This window comes from Streptomyces sp. DSM 15324 (assembly GCF_001514285.1).
Lineage (GTDB): Bacteria > Actinomycetota > Actinomycetes > Streptomycetales > Streptomycetaceae > Streptomyces.
Genome location: NZ_KQ949030.1, coordinates 57,519 through 75,396, shown reverse-complemented (window position 1 = coordinate 75,396; position 17,878 = coordinate 57,519). Strand labels below are relative to the sequence as shown.

The 17,878-nt window shown below is 67.7% G+C and carries 4 protein-coding genes; 2 read left to right on the top strand and 2 right to left on the bottom strand.

All coding sequences use genetic code 11. From position 1 onward, the window contains the following. Positions 1–17: 17 nt before the first annotated feature. A complete protein-coding gene (locus AQJ58_RS24600; RefSeq protein WP_067253605.1) occupies positions 18–995 on the bottom strand; it encodes a cytochrome P450 family protein in 978 nt (325 codons plus the stop codon). Between the two features lie 16 nt (positions 996–1,011). Further along, a complete protein-coding gene (locus AQJ58_RS24595) occupies positions 1,012–1,596 on the bottom strand; it encodes a GNAT family N-acetyltransferase (protein ID WP_159056318.1) in 585 nt (194 codons plus the stop codon). A gap of 1,285 nt (positions 1,597–2,881) precedes the next feature. On the opposite strand from AQJ58_RS24595, the gene AQJ58_RS24590 reads away from it, so the two are divergent. Next, positions 2,882–8,521, top strand: a complete 5,640-nt coding sequence (locus tag AQJ58_RS24590) for a non-ribosomal peptide synthetase (RefSeq protein WP_067253601.1) — start codon at positions 2,882–2,884, stop codon at positions 8,519–8,521. After that, positions 8,518–17,766: a non-ribosomal peptide synthetase gene (locus AQJ58_RS24585; RefSeq protein WP_234360275.1), complete on the top strand. Its 9,249-nt coding sequence runs from the start codon at positions 8,518–8,520 to the stop codon at positions 17,764–17,766. Before AQJ58_RS24590 ends, AQJ58_RS24585 begins: the two co-directional genes overlap by 4 nt. Positions 17,767–17,878: the final 112 nt, after the last annotated feature.

The following is a 17,878-nucleotide window of genomic DNA, read 5'->3' as shown; positions in this document are numbered from 1 at the left end:
GTGGTGGTGGGAGACAGTCAGTCCCCGGACGACGAGTCACGACGAATCAGGGCATGACTCAGGCCGTGAAAGACGAAGTGGTTTTTCTCCTCGACGCTGACGGTCCGCCAGGACGCGGCCAGCAGGGGTGCGATCTCGCGAAGGGCGAATTCCGCTTCGGTGAGTGCGACCTTGATGCCGGGGCAACTGTGCGATCCGGTGCCGAAGGCCAGCGCGTTCGGTGGTCCGATGGAGATGGCGACACACTCGCCTTCCTGGATGTGTGTTCCCGCCACATCGAGTGGTTTTGTCGCCCGGCGCATGACATGGCGTGTCGGGCAGATCTGGTTCACCATCTCGCGTACGGCACCTGCTTGGCGGGATCCAGAGACGAACTGTTCGGCGAGACTGGGTGACTGAGACAACTGCAGTGCTGCGGCCGCGAGGAAATTGGTCGAATTCTCGTAGGCAGCATGGACGAGCATGACGGGCGTCACGAGCAACTCGTCTTCGGTGATCTCCCCTGCCTTCCGCGCGCGACGAAGGCGATCCAGGCCGCCATCGTGAATCGCGGTCGCCTTGAGGAAGAACCTGACGACCTTGTGCATCGCTGAACCGGCAGGGGCGGAATCACCGATCCAGACACCGAGATTGGCAGCTGTGCCTGAGATCTGGTCGAGGAGTTCAGCGGTCAGTTCCTGTTCCACCGCCAGCACCGCCGCCGCGACGATGGCGGCAACCGGGCGGCCGAAGTCGGCGACCAGGTCGATGTCGTTCCGTCCGTGTAGCTTCTGCACGATGGCGCGGATGTCGGTCGTTACCTGGTGGGGTAACGGTTCGAGTTGCCCGATGACGTCGCGGACGACCGCACGCAGGCGGATATGCGACTCGTTGTCCATAAACAGAAGGTTGGCCGAGCCGGCCATCGCGCCACCGGGATTCGAACTCAGTTCTGGCTGACGGAGGGCGTGGACACACGCCTCTTTGGTCGCCAGTGTGGTGCCCTGGAATTCCATGGGGGCCTCCGGGATGTCAGCTGACATGGGAACCCGACTCGGCCGTCGTCGGCAGGTCCCAGATGTGGTAATCCCCGATGTGCTCGAAGCCCATCCGCCTGTAGAGGGCATAGCCGGCCGGGGTTGCCTGCAGCACCGCAGTTGTCGCACCTGCGAGATAGCCGCCGGATAATGCCTTCTCAGTGAGAGTCGCCCCGTGACCGCGGCTGCGGAACTCGGGTCTGACCCCGACGAAGTACACGCCGACGGTGTCCGATTCGCGGACACCCACACTGATGGCGACGCAGCGGTCACCGTGCAGTCCGAGGTAACACCGGAACCTCGGGTCATCGACCACTCGGTCATTGACCAGCGCTTCGAGCAGTGAAGGATCGTGCTGAAAGGAAGCACCCGCACAGTCGGTGAAAGCGCGCATGTCGGCTGCATTGCTCGCGGTGGTGATGGTGAGATCGGTGGGCGGCACCGAAGACCGTGAGTTTTCGGCGCTACGGCTGAGAATCGGATACAGCGGTTCCTGAGGTTGACCTCGCGTCCCGGCGAACTGGTGCGCAATCGGGCTTGGACGTTCACAGACGATGCGCCACGGAAGATCGTGCTTCACGAATCCAGGTCTCCGTCGATCTGGACGATGAGCTGATTCAGGTACGCCGCGGAATCCGGTGTGTACAGCGCGTGGAAGAATATTCCTTCCTGGCTTGGTGTAAGCGGAAATAAATTCTCGAGGTTCGAACTCTGCCGCGCAGCGGTCACAACTCCTCCAGCTATTGATTCAGGCGCACAGAGTGCCCTCGATGTGGCTTTCCCCAGGGGTCGACAAAGACAAAGTACTGAGGATATTTACGTACGTTCAGCAGCTGTTCATTGTTTGCACGCTGCACCCCAGTGCATTTTTCTGGCCGATTCGCCCAATTGCTCCGCTTGGGGGCTAATTGTTATATTGGCTCGAAAGTCGCCGTTTGAGACGCTACCTCATCCCCATGGCTTTGAAGTGTGATGTGGGTCATAGTGCATTGGGTTGCGTCAGTACGCAAGGCATCGTTACCGGCATTGGACGGTCCTTCGCCGCGCTGCCAACACTCCCTTCATTTCGTTCGCCCGTAGCAGCTCGGCGTTCTCGGCTCGCAGCCTCTTGATCTCCGCAGCCTCTTCGACGTTGTGCCGGGCCGCTGGCCAGCGTCCCCTCCGCCCTGCAAACCCATGCACCTGCGGAAGCAGTTCTAGTAACTTCCCTACGAAAGCGTCGAGTTGTTGAAGAGTCATGGATGTGGCGCAAGTCTGGTGGCGTCAGCGGAAACTCGATGCGCGCCCAGGTGTTTGGCGCCCGACTCGGACACATCTCCAGGCAGGTGGAACGCACAGATGGTTCATTCCCTGGTCGATTCAGTATCCGTCCAGGCCGCGGAGTATCCCGATCGGATCGCCTACCGCTACTTAGTCACCGGCGAGCTGGACGGCGAGATCCAGGACATCTCCTACGGCCGCCTGGAAAACCGGGTACGGGCCATCGCCGCCTGGCTGCAGGACCGTGGCCTCGCCGGTTCCCGGGCGGGTACTCCTGTACCCGCCCGGTATCGAGTTCATCTGCGGCAATCTGGGCTGCCTTGCCGCCGACGTGATCGCCGGGGCAGTCGATGGAATCGCAAGCCAGATTCAGGGGAAAACGCGTTGACTTCGTTAGGATCCAGTTTTCGACTCATTTGTCCCTGACTCATTGAGTTATTCCAGGCGGCGAAGGCGCCGTCATCCGGCCTTTTTAAGTCGCAGGAGAAGGCTGATGGACGCAGTAGATGCGTTTTGCGTCTTCTTGGTGTGCATAGAGCTTATTGCTGTCTGGTCGGCGCTTCTGTGATCAATGTCTGTTTGGGATGACTAAAGATATTGGGGAAATGATGAAGGCACCGGACCGGTTCGAGCACATGCGGGACCTTCTCGCCGAGATCCTGGCGGATGTGCTGGGTGTGAACATTGCTGAGATTGATCGGGATAAGGACTTCTTCGAGATCGGTGGCAGCTCGGTGCTCGTTCCCGAGGTGGCGATGCGAATCTCCGAATCATTCGGGGTGCAGGCCACCTCGACCCTTCTCTACGAGAACCCTGAGATCGACGAGCTCGCACAGGCCATCATCGGGCTCCAGGACAACCGTGGTGCTCAGGACGCGTACGCGGGTGGGGTGACACCGCGGACTGATCGGTTGCGTGCTCCCGCGTCATTCGGGCAGCAGCAGCTCTGGCTACTCGAACAACTCGCTCCCGAAGCGTGCGCCTACAACGTCGTGGCCGGCTATCGGCTTCGAGGCAGTCTGTCGATGAGCGCGTTCCGACGAGCGCTCCGGGCGGTCATTGCACGCCACGAAGTGCTTCGCGTCGTCTTTGACATCAGCGATGGCCTGCTGACGCAGGTGATCCAGGACGCCGAACCCGTGATCGTGCAGGTGGAAGACGATGATCAGGACTGGGCGCTGGTGGAGCAGCGTACGCCGTTCGATCTCGCTGCCGGTCCGCTGCTCCGGGCCAGGGTGGTGCGGCACGGCCACGATGACCACACGATCTACCTGGCCATGCACCACATCATCACTGATGACTTCTCCTCCACGCTGATGATTCGTGAGCTGTCAGCCTTCTACACGGAGTTCGTCGGCGGACCGGCAGCGGAAGTCCCCGCGCTTGCCGTTCAGTACGGCGACATGGCGGTATGGCAGCGGGAGCAGTTGACGGCGTCCGCCGCGGCCGCTGAACTGGACTACTGGCGTAGCGCGCTCGACGGGGTTCCGGTCACACTCGACCTGCCCACCGATCGGCCACGACCGGCTGTGCAATCGTTCGCCGGTGCCGTGCTGCGCCGGCCGCTTGGCGGGGGCACCGAGCTGCTGTCCAAAGCGGCGACGCTGGGTAAGCGCGTGGGTGCCACACCGTTCATGGTCATGATCTCTGCCTTCGGTGCACTTCTCTCCGCCTGGAGCGGTGCCGAGGACGTGGTAGTGGGAACACCCATCGCTGATCGGGATGGACCTGATCGTCAGTCGATGCTGGGCTTCCTGCTCAACACGGTCGCGATGCGGCTTCGCACTCCGAGCCACACCACGTTTCTGGCCCTCGTCGACCAGGTCCGCACGACAGCACTGGGTGCCTATGCCCACCAGGCCCTTCCCTTTGACCGTGTCGTGGACATGATCGCCCCGGACCGTGAGCTTTCCCGGAACCCGCTGGCGCAGGTGATGTTCATCCTCCACACCGAGGGTCCGGAGAGCTTGAACTGGCCTGGGCTGCGGAGCGACCTGATCGATATCCCATCGGTCACCAGCAAGTTCGACATCACGCTGTCCCTGATCCCCCAGGGAGACGCCCTGATCGCCGAGTGGGAATACGCGACAGACATCTTCGACCGGGGAACCATCGAGTTCCTCGCCGCGTCGTTCGACGCACTGCTTGACACCGCACTGTCTGAGCCGGAGGTCCCGGTCGCCGCTTTGCCCGCGCCGATCAGGACAGATCTCCGCCGGCCGGATGCAGATCTGCCGGTTCTCGCTGTGCCGTCCGACCGGCCGCGCCCCTCACCGTCACCGCGGAGTGCCGCGCAGCACTCGTTCTCAGTCGACGCCGACGTCACCAAGGTTTTCCAGGCATTCGCTGCCGATGAGGGACTGCCGGAATCCGCGGTCCTCACCGCCACTTACCAGACGTTGCTGGCTCGGCTATGCCATGCCGACGAGTCCATTGTCGGCACCATTCTCCCGGCCAGCCCGACACAGCTGGCAGGTGAGGACGACCTCGTTCACCTGCGTACCAGCATCGGAAGCACCGAGGGGATGCGTGGGGTCGCGCGCCGGATCGCCGACACGAGCGCGAATCTTCTGAAGCACCGCGACGAGCCGAACCGGCGAGTCAGCGACAAGGCGAGTGCGACCGGTGTGTCCCCGGCGATGGTGGTGTACGGGGACTCCTGTTCATCGTCGATCGATCTTTCCGCCGTGCTGGCGATCGCACAGCGATCAGACTCCGATCTTGCGCTGTTCGCTGAGATTCAGGACGGCCGGCTCAGCTGCACGATGGACTACAACAAGCACCTCTTCGAACCCGAACGGGTGGAGCACTGGTGCGCCATGCTGGCCGCGCTGCTCAGGGCGGGGCTCGCTGATCCGGACGCACCCGTGGCACGTCTCCCGCTGGGGACCACGGATGACACCACGCGTGCTGTCGGGCCTGAGTGTGACATCTCCTGCACCGTGGTGGACCTCATCGACGCGGCAATCGGACAGTGGCCGGACCGGATCGCCTGCGTGCATGAAGGCACCGAGTGGACATTCCGCGAATTCGACCAACGCGTGCGAATGATCATGTCCGCGATGCGGTCCGCCGGATGGTCCTCGGCTTCGGTCATCGGCGTTGCCGTCGATCGTGGTGTTGACCTGCCCGCGTCACTCCTGGCCGTCCTCCGGCTGGGGGCCGCCTATCTGCCGCTCGCCTCCAGCCAACCCGCGCAGCGCACAGCAGCGATGCTCACCGATGCCGGGTGCACCCATGTGCTCGGTTCCGGGCCGGACCTGCAGTTCGAGGACTGCGCATCGATTGACGTCACCGGTGATCTCGATGGCCGGTATGTCGACGCCGAGTTCGAAGCCCCCACCGTTGACCAACCGGCCTATGTGATCTTCACATCCGGCTCGACGGGACGTCCGAAGGGGGTGCAGGTGCCGCACCGGGCTCTCGCGTCGGTGCTGCGGAGCTTCGCAGGAGTCCTCGGGTTCGAAGCGGGGGAGCGCTGGATATCGGTGACCCGGCCGACCTTCGATATCGCTGCCCTGGAATTGTTCCTGCCCCTGGCGTTCGGCGGCGAACTGGAGATCGCCTCCGAAGCGGCAAGTGCCGATCCGAAGCTGCTTGCCGACCGTCTGTCAGCAGGCGGCGTAGATGTCGTCCAGGGCACGCCGACACTGTGGCGGGCAGTGATCGATGAGGGGTGGCGTGGCACTCCCGGGCTGCGGGCATTGTGTGGTGGTGAGGAGCTCACCCGCGATCTCGCCGACAAGCTGGTGAACCGTGCCGACCGGGTGTGGAATGTCTACGGCCCCACAGAGACCACGATCTGGAGCACCATCGCCGAGGTAACGGCGGGTCCGCTGTCCATCGGCACCGTGCTGCCCGGTGAATACGCCTACGTCGCTGACGAATTCGGGATGCCGCTGCCGCCCTACGTTGTCGGCGAACTCTGTATCGGTGGCGTCGGTGTCGCGGATGGGTACGTCAACCGAGAAGACTTGGTGGCGGAGCGATTCATTCTCGACCCCGTCAGCCGCTGCGGCCGTGTGTATCGCACCGGCGATCTGGTGGAACTTCGTCCTGACGGTTCCTTCACCTTCCACGGCAGGTCGGATCAGCAGGTCAAACTCCGTGGGCACCGGATCGAGCCCGGTGAGATCGAGTCCGTGTTGCGTGCTGCCCCTGGGGTCGCCGACGCCGCGGTCGTGCTGCGACAGGACGCGGTCCTCGGGGCCGAACTGGTTGCCTTTGCACAACCCGACGCCTCCGGTGTCGCGGTGGAGCCCGCTGACCTGGGTCAGTACTGCGCTGATCGACTGCCTGCCACCATGGTGCCCGCGCGCATATCTCTCCTGGCGGAGCTGCCCACAACCTCGAGTGGCAAGATCGACCGGTCCGCTCTGGTCCGCGCGGCTGCTGCCAAGCCGGAGCCGTCAGATGATCGGACGCGCGCTGACAGCGCGGTCGAACACGCTGTCGCAGGTGTGTTCGCTGAACTGCTCGGTATCGTCGACATTCCGGCGAACACGTCGTTCTTCGCTCTCGGTGGTCACTCTCTGACCGCGGCGCGGGCAGTGAATCGCCTACAGGAGATGGGGTTCAGCCTGGCGTTGCGCGATCTCTTCGCCGCGCCAACCGTGCGCGGGCTCGCCGCGCTTCTGCTACCTGGGGTGGTGACGTCCGGCATTCCGCGGATCGACCGGGACCACGACCTGCCCCTGACCTTCGTGCAGGAGCGGATCTGGTTTGACGCTCAGCTCAATAAGGCCAGCAGCCACTACAACATCGGCGGGGCCGTGCGGATGAAGGGGCGCCTGGACATCCCTGTCCTGGAGGCCCAGTTCCGCACCGTTGTCGGTCGGCACGAGACGCTGCGGAGCAGCTTCTCCGAGGTGGCAGGTGTCCCGGTACAGCAGATCGTCGGAGATCTCCCGGTCGGCATCACCGTGACGGACGTTTCTGAGCACGCCGACCCCATGACAGCCGCTCAGCAGAGTGCGGCCGCCTTCATCGAGATGCCGTTCCAGCTGGACGTCCCGCCACTGCTGCGGCTCAGACTCTACCGCCTGGCCAGTGATGATCATCTGTTGGTCGTCTGCATTCATCACATTGTGGCGGATGGCTGGTCTATGGGCGTACTCGTCTCGGAGGTGATGGGTGGCTACGCGGCAGCGGTAGGGGGCAAGGAATTCCGGACCGATCCGTTGCCTGTCAGGTACCGCGACTTCGCGGAGTGGGAGCGGGACCCGGCCAGGGTTGCCCTTATCGACGATCAACTCGGCGACGTGGTCGGCCGGCTCCGCGATTTCCCCACCTACTCGTCGATTCCCCTGGACCGTCTCCGGCCGAAACAGGCCGGGTACGCCGGAGGCACGGTGCGTAACCGGCTCACGGCCGAGGTGACGCGGACTGTGCGGGACATCGCGGTCGAGTGCGAGAGCACGGTGCACTCGGTGCTCATGGCCGGGTTCGCGGCGACCCTGCATCGGCACGGCGCCGGTTCGGAACTCGTGCTGGCTTGTCCGTCGAGCAACCGGCCGCATCGGGATGTCGAAGGACTCATCGGCGCGTTCGTCAACACTCTCCCCGTACCGATCAGCTGCCGGACCACGATGAGCTTCGTGGAGCTGGTGGCCCAGGTAACGCAGAGCATGGTGACCGCTCTGCACAGCGAACACGTGCCGTTCGACCGTGTGGTCACGGCGCTCGGCGTTCCACGCAATCTGGCCTTTTCACCACTGACCCAGATCGCCTTCGTGTCGCAGAACGCCCCCATGCCCGAGATGAGGATGCCCGGTCTGGTCGTGGAGCAGGTTCCGCTCGACCCGGGCGTCGCTCTCTATGATCTTCGACTGGCCGTCACCGAACAGGACGGCGGAGTGGATCTGCAATTGGACTACGACACGTCTGTGCTGGACGAGTCGACGGCGCGACTGCTGCTGGATCGCTATGCCGAGTCCTTCGCGCTGCTGGCGGCGCAGGCACAGCCGGGTAACCTCCCGTTCCCGATGGTCGAGGTGACGCCTGCTGATGATGTACCCGCGCCGGTAGCGCCCCGCACCGAGGTCGAGCGGACCGTCGCTGGCGTCTGGGCCGAGTTGCTGCGCACCGAAGCCGACGCCCTGGACGTCGACGCCGAACAGGAGCGGCGCGCGCCCGTGTCTCCGCAAGGCGGGGAACTCGACGTCGCCACGATCCTGGAGAGCATCGACTTGATCGAGAACATGAGCGAAGAAGAGCTGGACGCGTGGGAAGGCCGGAGCAAGTGACCACGACGCCGACGATAAGCACCCCGAACAACGGCACCTCCCTCGACCTGATCCGGAAGATCAAGTCACTGCCCGCCAACAAGCAGCGCGCCCTCATCGCGATGCTGAAGAAGCAGGGCGTCGACTTGTCGGCCCTGGAGGCGATCGGCCCCCGCCCGCACGCAGGGGACGAGCCGGTCCAGCTGTCCTTCGCCCAGCAGCGCCTGCGGTTCCTGGCGCAGCTGGACGGCACCAGCGCGTACTACAACATCCCCATGGCGATGCGGCTGAGCGGCCTGCTCGACCGCCCCGCCCTGCTGCGCGCCCTGGATGCGATCGTCCAGCGCCACGAGGCGTTGCGCACCCGCTTCGTCGAGCGCGACGGCGTGCCGTACCAGGAGATCGGCGACGGCCGGGACTTCACGGTCGGCGAGGAGGAGCTCAGCGACCCCGCCGAACTGCCGTCGATCTGCGAGCGCGAGGCCGTGGCGCCCTTCGACCTGGCCCGCGACTCGCTGATCCGCGTCCGCCTCCTGCGCGAGTCGGAGCGGGAGCACGTCCTGCTGGTGACCATGCACCACATCGTCTCCGACGGCTGGTCGCTCGGCGTGTTCTTCCGCGAGATGGTCACCCTGTACGAGGCGTTCCACGCGGGCGAGCCGTCGCCGCTGGCCCCGCTGCCCATCCAGTACGCGGACTACGCGCACTGGCAGCGCCAGTGGCTCGTCGACGAGGTGCAGGACCGCCAGCTCGGCTACTGGACGCGGCAGCTCGACGGCGTCGACCCGCGCCTGCCCCTGCCGGCCGACCGCACCCGCCCGGCGATCAAGACGTACGAGGGCGCGCACGAGCGTTTCCACCTGCCCGAGGCACTGCTGCGGCAGCTGAAGGCCCTCGCCGAGCAGCACGACGTCACGCTCTACATGACGCTGCTGTCCGTCTACGCCCTCCTGCTGCACCGCTACAGCGAGCAGACCGACATCGCCATCGGCACGCCCGTCGCCAACCGCCAGCGCATCGAGTCCGAAGGGCTCATCGGTTTCTTCGCCAACACCCTGGTGATGCGCGCCGACCTGTCCGGTGACCCCTCCTTCACCGACCTGCTCGGCCGCGTCAAGGATGTGGCGCTGCAGGCCTTCAACCATCAGGACGTGCCCTTCGAAGCGGTCGTCGACGCCCTGCAGTTGGAGCGCAGCCTCAGCCACTCGCCGCTGTTCCAGGTCGCGTTCGTCCTCCAGGAGGCGCACACCGACCGCGAGGTGCGCCTGGGGGACCTCGACGTCTCCCTCATCGAGTTCGACTTCGGCATCACCAAGTTCGACGCGACGCTCGACCTGCGCGAGACCCCCGACGGGCTGATCGGCGCCGTCGAGTACAACACCGGCCTCTTCGACCGCGACACGGTCAAGCGCTTCGTCCGCCACTACACCGCGCTGCTCTACGCTGTCGTCGCCGCGCCGGGGGAGCAGCTCTCGCGGCTCAGCACCCTCGACGCCGACGAGCGCCGCCAGGTGCTCACCGAGTGGAACGACGTGCCTGCAGCCGAGGCGGTGGAGCGCTGCCTGCACACGTGGTTCGAGGAGGTCGCGGAGCGCTCCCCCGACGCTGTGGCGGTCCGGTTCGAGGACCGCTGCCTGTCGTACGGGGAGTTGAACGCGCGGGCGAACCGTCTGGCGCGGTATCTGCGCGGTCTGGGCGTGGGCCCGGACGTGCTCGTCGCCCTGTGCCTGCCGCGCAGCGAACACCTCGTGGTGGCTGTGCTCGCGGTCCTCAAGGCCGGCGGCGCGTACGTGCCGCTCGACCCGTCGTCGCCCGCTGGCCGCCTCGCGCACGTGCTTGGCGACAGCGCGCCCCAGGTGCTCGTGACCGACGGCGGGCTGCCCGAGGGCCTTGCTGTCCCGTCGATCCCCGTCGTGGACGTGCGCGCCGACGCCGACCTGTGGGCCGCACTGTCGGCAGACGACGTTACCGGCACGGGCGTGGGCCCCGCGCACGCCGCCTACGTGATCTACACGTCGGGTTCGACCGGTGTGCCCAAGGGCGTGGTGGTCGAACACCGCAATGTGGTGCGGCTGTTCACGTCGACCGACGACTGGTTCCGCTTCGGCGAGCGCGACGTGTGGACGCTGTTCCACTCCTTCGCGTTCGACTTCTCGGTGTGGGAGATCTGGGGCGCGCTCCTGCACGGCGGCCGTCTCGTGGTCGTACCGCAGGCGGTTACCCGCAGCCCGGAGGACTTCTACGGACTGCTGTGCGAGGCGGGTGTGACCGTCCTCAACCAGACGCCCAGCGCCTTCCGGCAGCTGATCGCGGCCCAGGGCGAGGACCCGGAGCCGCACGCGGTGCGCGTCGTGGTCTTCGGTGGCGAGGCCCTGGAGGTCGCCTCGCTCAAGCCGTGGCTGCGCCGCCCGGCGAACAAGAGCACCCAGTTGGTCAACATGTACGGCATCACCGAGACCACCGTGCACGTGACGTACCGGCTGATCACCGAGGCCGACGCCGACCGCACCGTGAGCCCAATCGGCGAGCGCATCCCCGACCTACGCACCTACGTCCTCGACGGACACGGCCAGCCGGTACCGGTGGGCGTCGTGGGGGAGCTGTACGTCGGCGGTGAAGGCGTGGCCCGCGGCTACTTGAACCGGCCGGAGCTGACGGCCGAGCGGTTCTTGGACGACCCGTTCCGTGAGGAGGCGGGCGCGCGCATGTACCGCTCGGGCGACCTGGCGCGCTGGCTGTCCGACGGCTCCCTGGAGTACCTGGGCCGCAATGACGACCAGGTGAAGATCCGCGGCTTCCGCATCGAACTGGGCGAGATCGAGGCCCGCCTCACCGAACACCCCGCCGTCCAGGACGCCCGCGTCATCGCCCGCGAGGACACCCCGGGCGACCGACAGCTCGTCGCCTACACCGTCCTGCGCCCCGGCGCGGACGAGCCGGACCAGCGCGCCGAACTCGCCCGCCACCTGCGCCGGACCCTGCCCGACCACATGGTCCCCAGCGCCTTCATGGCCCTGGAGCGCCTCCCCATCACCGGCAACGGCAAGCTCGACCGCAAGGCCCTGCCCGCACCCGGCATCGAGGCTTTCGCGCAGCGCGCCTACGCGAGCCCGAGCACCGCCACCGAGCGGACCCTCGCCGCGGCCTGGGCCGAACTCCTCGGCTTCGACGAGGACCGCATCAGCGCGCACGACAACTTCTTCGCGCTCGGCGGCCACTCCCTGCTCATCACCGTCCTCATCGCCCGCCTCAAGGAACGCGGCCTTGACGTCGCCGTCCGCAGCGTCTTCAGAAGCCCCACGCTCGCCGACCTCGCCGCCGACATCGACCGCGCAGGCCCCGCCGCCATCGGCTACGCCGCGCCCGCACCGACAATCCCCGAAGGCTGTACGCGGATCACGCCCGAGATGCTGCCGCTGGTCCGCATGGACCAGGCGGCCGTCGACGCCGTCACCGCCCGCGTGCCCGGCGGCGCCTCCAACGTGCAGGACGTCTACCCGCTCGTGCCCTCGCAGGAGGGCATCTTCTTCCATCACCTGATGGACCCCGCCAACGACCCATACGTCATCCCCATCCTGCTCACCACCCCCGACCAGGAGACGTGCGACACCTTCGTGGCGGCCCTCCAGGCCGTGGTGGATCGGCACGACGCGATGCGCACGGCCGTCGTCACCGAAGGCCTCGGCGAACCCGTGCAGGTGGTCCTGCGCACCGTCCCCCTCGACGTGGAGCGGCGCACCCTCGACGCCGCAGACTCCGCGGCCGCCGAGGAGCAGGCCCGCGCGTGGCTCGCCGACCCGGGCACGCTCACGCTCGACCGCGCGCCGCTGCTCCGGCTCGCCGTCGCCGCCGACCCGCACTCCGCACGGCACTTCCTGCTGCTGTGCGTCCACCACCTCATCGAGGACGCGACCTCGCTGCGCCTCATCCTCGAAGAGCTCGCCGCGCACATGGCGGGCCGCGCTGACGAACTGCCCCCGGCCCCCGCCTACCGCGACTTCGTTGGCCACACCCTGCACCAGCTCGCCGCCAACGACGCCGAGGCGTACTTCCGCCGCGAACTGGGTGAGGTCACCGAGCCCACCACACCCTTTCAGCTCGTCGATGTGCACGGCGACGGCAGCCGCGTGCGCGAGCTGCGTCGCTCCCTGCCGCCCGGCCTCACGAGCCGCCTGCGCGAGCAGGCCCAGCGGCTGCGGATCAGCCCCGCCGCGCTCTTCCACGCCGCCTGGGCCCTGGTCACGGCCGCCACCGGCGGACGCGACGACGTGGTGTTCGGCACCGTCCTGTCCGGCCGCCTCCAGGGCGTTCCCGGCGTCGAGCGGATGCTCGGCAACTTCATCAACACCCTGCCCCTGCGAGTGCGCCTCGCCGACCGCAGCGTCAAGGATCTGGTGTCCGCCGTGGACGCCTCTCTCAAGGAACTGATCGCCTACGAGCAGAGCGCGCTGACCCTGGCCCAGCGCTCCAGCGGCCTGGACGGCGACGCCACCTTGTTCAGCTCGGTGATCAACTTCCGGTACTTCGAGCCGCGCCAGGGCAACCTGGGCCCGGCCACCCTGGAGGACCTCGGCATCCGCTGGCTGGGCTCCCTCGACCGCACCAACTACCCGCTGGGCGTGTCCGTTGACGACACCGGCACCGAACTCTCCCTCAACGCCCAGGTCGACGCCGCGCTCTCGCCCGACGCCGTCCTCGGCTACATGGAAGCCGCGGTGTCCGGCGTCGTCGACGCCCTGGCCGCCGACGACGGCACCAGCACGCAGGCGCTCGACATCGACGTGCTCCCGGCCGCCGAACGCCACCGCCTGCTGACCGAGTGGAACGACACCGACAAGCCCTACCCGGACGACCACTGCCTCTTCGAACTCTTCGAGGAGCACGTCCGGCAGCGCCCCGACGCCATCGCCGTCGAACACGGCGAGCAGCGGCTGACCTACGCCGAAACCAACGCCCGCGCCAACCGCGTCGCGCACTGGCTGCGCGAGCAGGGCGTCGGCCCCGACGCCCTGGTCGGCCTGTGCGCCCGCCGCTCCCCGGAGCTCGTGACCGGCCTGCTCGGCATCCTCAAGGCGGGCGGCGCGTACGTCCCCATCGACCCGGACTACCCCCAGGAGCGCATCCGTACCCTGGTTACCAACTCCGGCGTCGGCATCGTGCTGAGCCAGTCCCACCTGCCGTCCGCACCGCTCCTCGGCGGGGACGGGGGCGAGCACCTCCAGATCGTCCACCTCGACACCGGCGAACGCGCCGGGGACGGCACCCAGCTGCTCGCCGGCCGCCCCGAGCACGACCTGACGCGCGCCGACCTCGGCCTCACCCCTGAGCACCTGGCCTACGCCATCTTCACCTCGGGCTCCACCGGCGTCCCCAAGTGCGTCCTCGTGGAACAGCGCGGCGTCGTCCGCCTGGTGCGCAACCCGGACTACTTCCCGACGGACCACGACACCGTCGTGCTCCACCACTCCTCGATCTCGTTCGACGTCGGCTCCCAGGAGGTCCTCGGCCCGCTGCTGTGCGGCGGGCGGCTCGTCCTGCACGACGGCGACTCCAAGGACGTGGGCGCGCTCCTGGACCGCGCCGAACGGTCCGGCGTCACGATGATGGCTCTGTCCGCGGCCTTTCTGCCCGCGTTCGCTGAGGCCGCCCAGGGGCGGCAGTTGCCGCTCACCTATCTGGGCGTCGGCGGTGAGGCGTTCTCCGCCAAGGACGTGCGCAGCCTCCACGCGGCCCACCCCGGCCTGACCGTCGTCAACGCCTACGGTCCGACCGAGAACAGCATCGCCTCCACCTGCCACGTGATTCCCCGGGACATCGCCGAGGACGCGGTCATCCCTATCGGCAGGCCCATCGCCCAGTCCACTGCCCACGTGCTCGACGCGCACCTGCGGCCCGTGCCGCTCGGCGTCGTCGGCGAGCTGTGCGTGGGCGGCGCGGGAGTCGGCCGCGGCTACCTCGGCAACCCCGAGCTGACGAAGGAGCGGTTCGTCGCCGACCCCTTCGCCACGAAGCCCGGCGCCCGCCTGTACCGCACCGGCGACCTGGTGCGCCGACTGCCCGACGGCGCCCTGGAGTTCGTCGGCCGCGTCGACGACCAGGTGAAGGTCCGCGGCTTTCGCGTCGAACTCGGCGAGATCGAGAACGTGCTCCACTCCCATGCCGCCGTGCGCGGTGCCGTCGTCACGACGCAGGCCGGCGGCGAGACGAAGAAGCTCGTCGCCTACGTACGGCCCACGACCGACTGGCTGGACGCCACCGCCCGCGAGCAGAACGCCGACCGTCTGGAGCAGTGGCAGGACCTCTTCGAGGACCAGTACGGCACCGACGCGGACGAGCGGATGAGCACCGCCGCGACCGGCACCGCCGGGGACGACCTCAACCTGGTCGGCTGGAACTGCAGCTACACCGGGGACGCCATCCCCGAGCACGAGATGCGTGAGTGGATCGACGGCACCGTCCGTCGCATCGAGGAACTGCGGCCCCGCAGGCTCCTGGAGGTCGGCTGCGGAACGGGACTGCTCCTGTTTCGCTACGCCGGAGCATGCGAAGCCGTGCACGCCGTCGACATCTCCGCGTCCGCCCTGGCCGGAGTGCGGCGCGGCGCCGACCGCCGCGGCTGGTCGCACATCACCCTGGCGCAGGGCGACGCCCGGTCCGTGACGCTGCCCGAAGGCGCCGACGGCACGGAGAAGTTCGACACCGTCGTCATCAACTCCGTGGCCCAGTACTTCCCGAACCGGCTCTACCTGGAAGAGGTGATCGAGCGGCTGCTGCCGCTCGTCGCCGACGGCGGCCGGATCTTCGTCGGTGACGTCAGGAACCTCGACCTGTTCTCCGCGCACGTCACGGCCATGGAGCGCAGCCGCCTGTCCGCGCGCACCTCCATGACCGCCCTGGCCCGCCAGGTGCAGCGCCGCCGTCAACAGGAGACCGAACTCCTCGTCAGCCCCAGCTACTTCGCCGGGCTGCCCCGGCGGTTCGCGGACATCGGCTCCGTCGACATCGCCGTCAAGCGCGGCACCGGCGGCAACGAAATGCTCAGCTACCGCTACGACGTGGTGCTCACCAAGGGCCAGGAAGCCGCCCCCGACGACGACCTGCCGTGGCTGACCGCCACCACGCCCGACGAACTGCGCGCCCTGCTCGCCGACGGCCGCCGCCCCCGGTTCGGCGTCATGGGCCTGGACAACCCACGCGTCGCCGACGACGTCCGGGTCGGCGAGAGCCTGCGCGGCACCACCGAGCAGCAGCAGGTCGAGCCCCTGGGCGCGAGCCGCCTCACGGACGCCGCCGTCCAGCGGGTGCACGACCTGGAGGACGTCCTCGCGTACGCCGAGGAACTCGGCTACGGGGTCGCCGTCACGTGGTCACAGGACCGCCTCGACGGCCTGGACCTGATCCTCGCTGAGGGGGAGCGGCCGACGGCCCGGGCCCGGAGCGAGTACGCCGCGACCCACCTGGCCAACGTGCCGCAGATCGCCACCACCGGCCAGGCCCTGACCCGCACCCTGAAGGACCACCTGGCGGGCAGGATCCCCGAGTACATGGTCCCCAGCGTCTTCGTCGCCCTCGAAGAGCTGCCGCTCACCCCCAACGGCAAGGTCGACAAGCGGGCCCTGCCCGCGCCCGACGAGGCCGACGTGCACAAGGAGGTCTACGTCGCGCCGCGCACCGCCACCGAGCGGACGCTGTGCCGCCTCGTCCAGGACGTCCTCGGCCTCGACCGCGTCGGACTCCAGGACGGCTTCTTCGACCTCGGCGGGCACTCCCTGCTCGCCACCCGGCTCACCATCCGCGTCAAGCAGGAGACCGGCAAGGAGCTGCCGCTCCAGTCGATCCTCGCCGGCGCGACCCTCGGTCAGCTGGCCGCCGCACTCGACGCCTCGGAAGACGGCCCGGCCGGCGAGACCGTCCCGCTGGTGCCCGTCACCGGGCCCGGCGACCAGAGCCCGCTCTCCTGCCAGCAGAGCGAACTGTGGTTCCTCCATCCGCGCGAGCACCTCGGCTCGGCGTACGACAACGTGCAGATGGCCTACCGCGTTATCGGCCCGCTCGACCGGCAGGCCTACGCGCGCGCCTTCGAAGGGCTCGTGGCACGGCACGCCGTGCTGCGCACCAGCTACCTGCGGCGCGGCGACACCTACGTCCAGCGGGTGAACGACACCATCGGCTTCGCCGTCGCCTTCGAGGACATCACGGGCGACAGCGCGGTCACCGAGTTCCTCCGCGCCGAGCGGCCCAGGCCGTTCCGGCCCGAGGACCGGCATACGCTGCGCGTCCACATCCTGACACTCACGCCGTACGAACACGTTGTCGTCGTGACCCGGCCCTGGGGCATCTTCGACGGCTGGTCGACGACCATCTTCGTCGCCGAGCTCAATGCCCTGTACCAGGCGCTGAGCCGCAGAGAGGAGTTGTCGCTTCCCGAACTGCCCGTCCAGTACGCGGACTTCGCGCACTGGCAGGCCCGGACCTTCGACTCCGAGGCCCGCGCGCGGCAGGAGGCCTACTGGCGCGCCCAGCTCGCAGGCCTGCCGGCCCGCACCGCGCTGCGCACCGACTACCGGCGGCCCGAGACGAAGTCGTACCAAGGCTCCTCGGTCGAGGTGAACGTCCCCGCCGGGGTGCTCGACCAGCTCAAGCGGTTCAGTAAGGAGCGCGGCGGCACTCTCTATCTGACGCTCCTGTCGGCGTTCGCGACGCTGCTCGGCGCCCGCACCGACGACCGGGAGCTCGCCATCGGCTCGCCGGTGACCAACCGGCCCCGGCCGGAGCTGGAGCGCCTCGTAGGCTACTTCATCAACGTCCTGGTCATGCGCCTGGACGTGCGGCCCGACCAGGCCTTCGACGAACTCCTCACGCAGGCCAAGGGCGTCACCGCTGCCGCCCACGAGCACAAGGACATCCCGTTCGCCGACCTCGTGACGGCCCTGGTGCCCGAGCCCGACCCGGCGCACTCGCCGCTGTTCCAGGTCATGTTCAACCTGGTGCCCGCCGCCGACGCCGCGCCGCGCGACCTCGGAGGCCTCGGCTTCGTGCCCCTGCCCACCGACAACGGCACGGCCAAGTTCGACCTCAACCTCGTCGTCCGCGAAACCCCCGACGGCCTGCGCGGCCACCTGGAGTACAGCACCGACCTGTACGCCAGGAGCACGGCCCGGGAGCTCGCGGCCACCTACGAGAGGCTGCTCCTCAAGATCGTCACGCAGTCCGGCGCGAGCCTCGCGCGGCTGCGCGAGGCGGCGGCGGACGGCGGTGCCGGATGAGCACCGAACCCACCGCAGCCCGCCCCGCCTGTCCCACCTCATCCAGCGAAAGCGCGCACATGACCAAGGAAAAGACCTTCACCCTGATCGTCGACGCTGTCGCCCTTTGCTT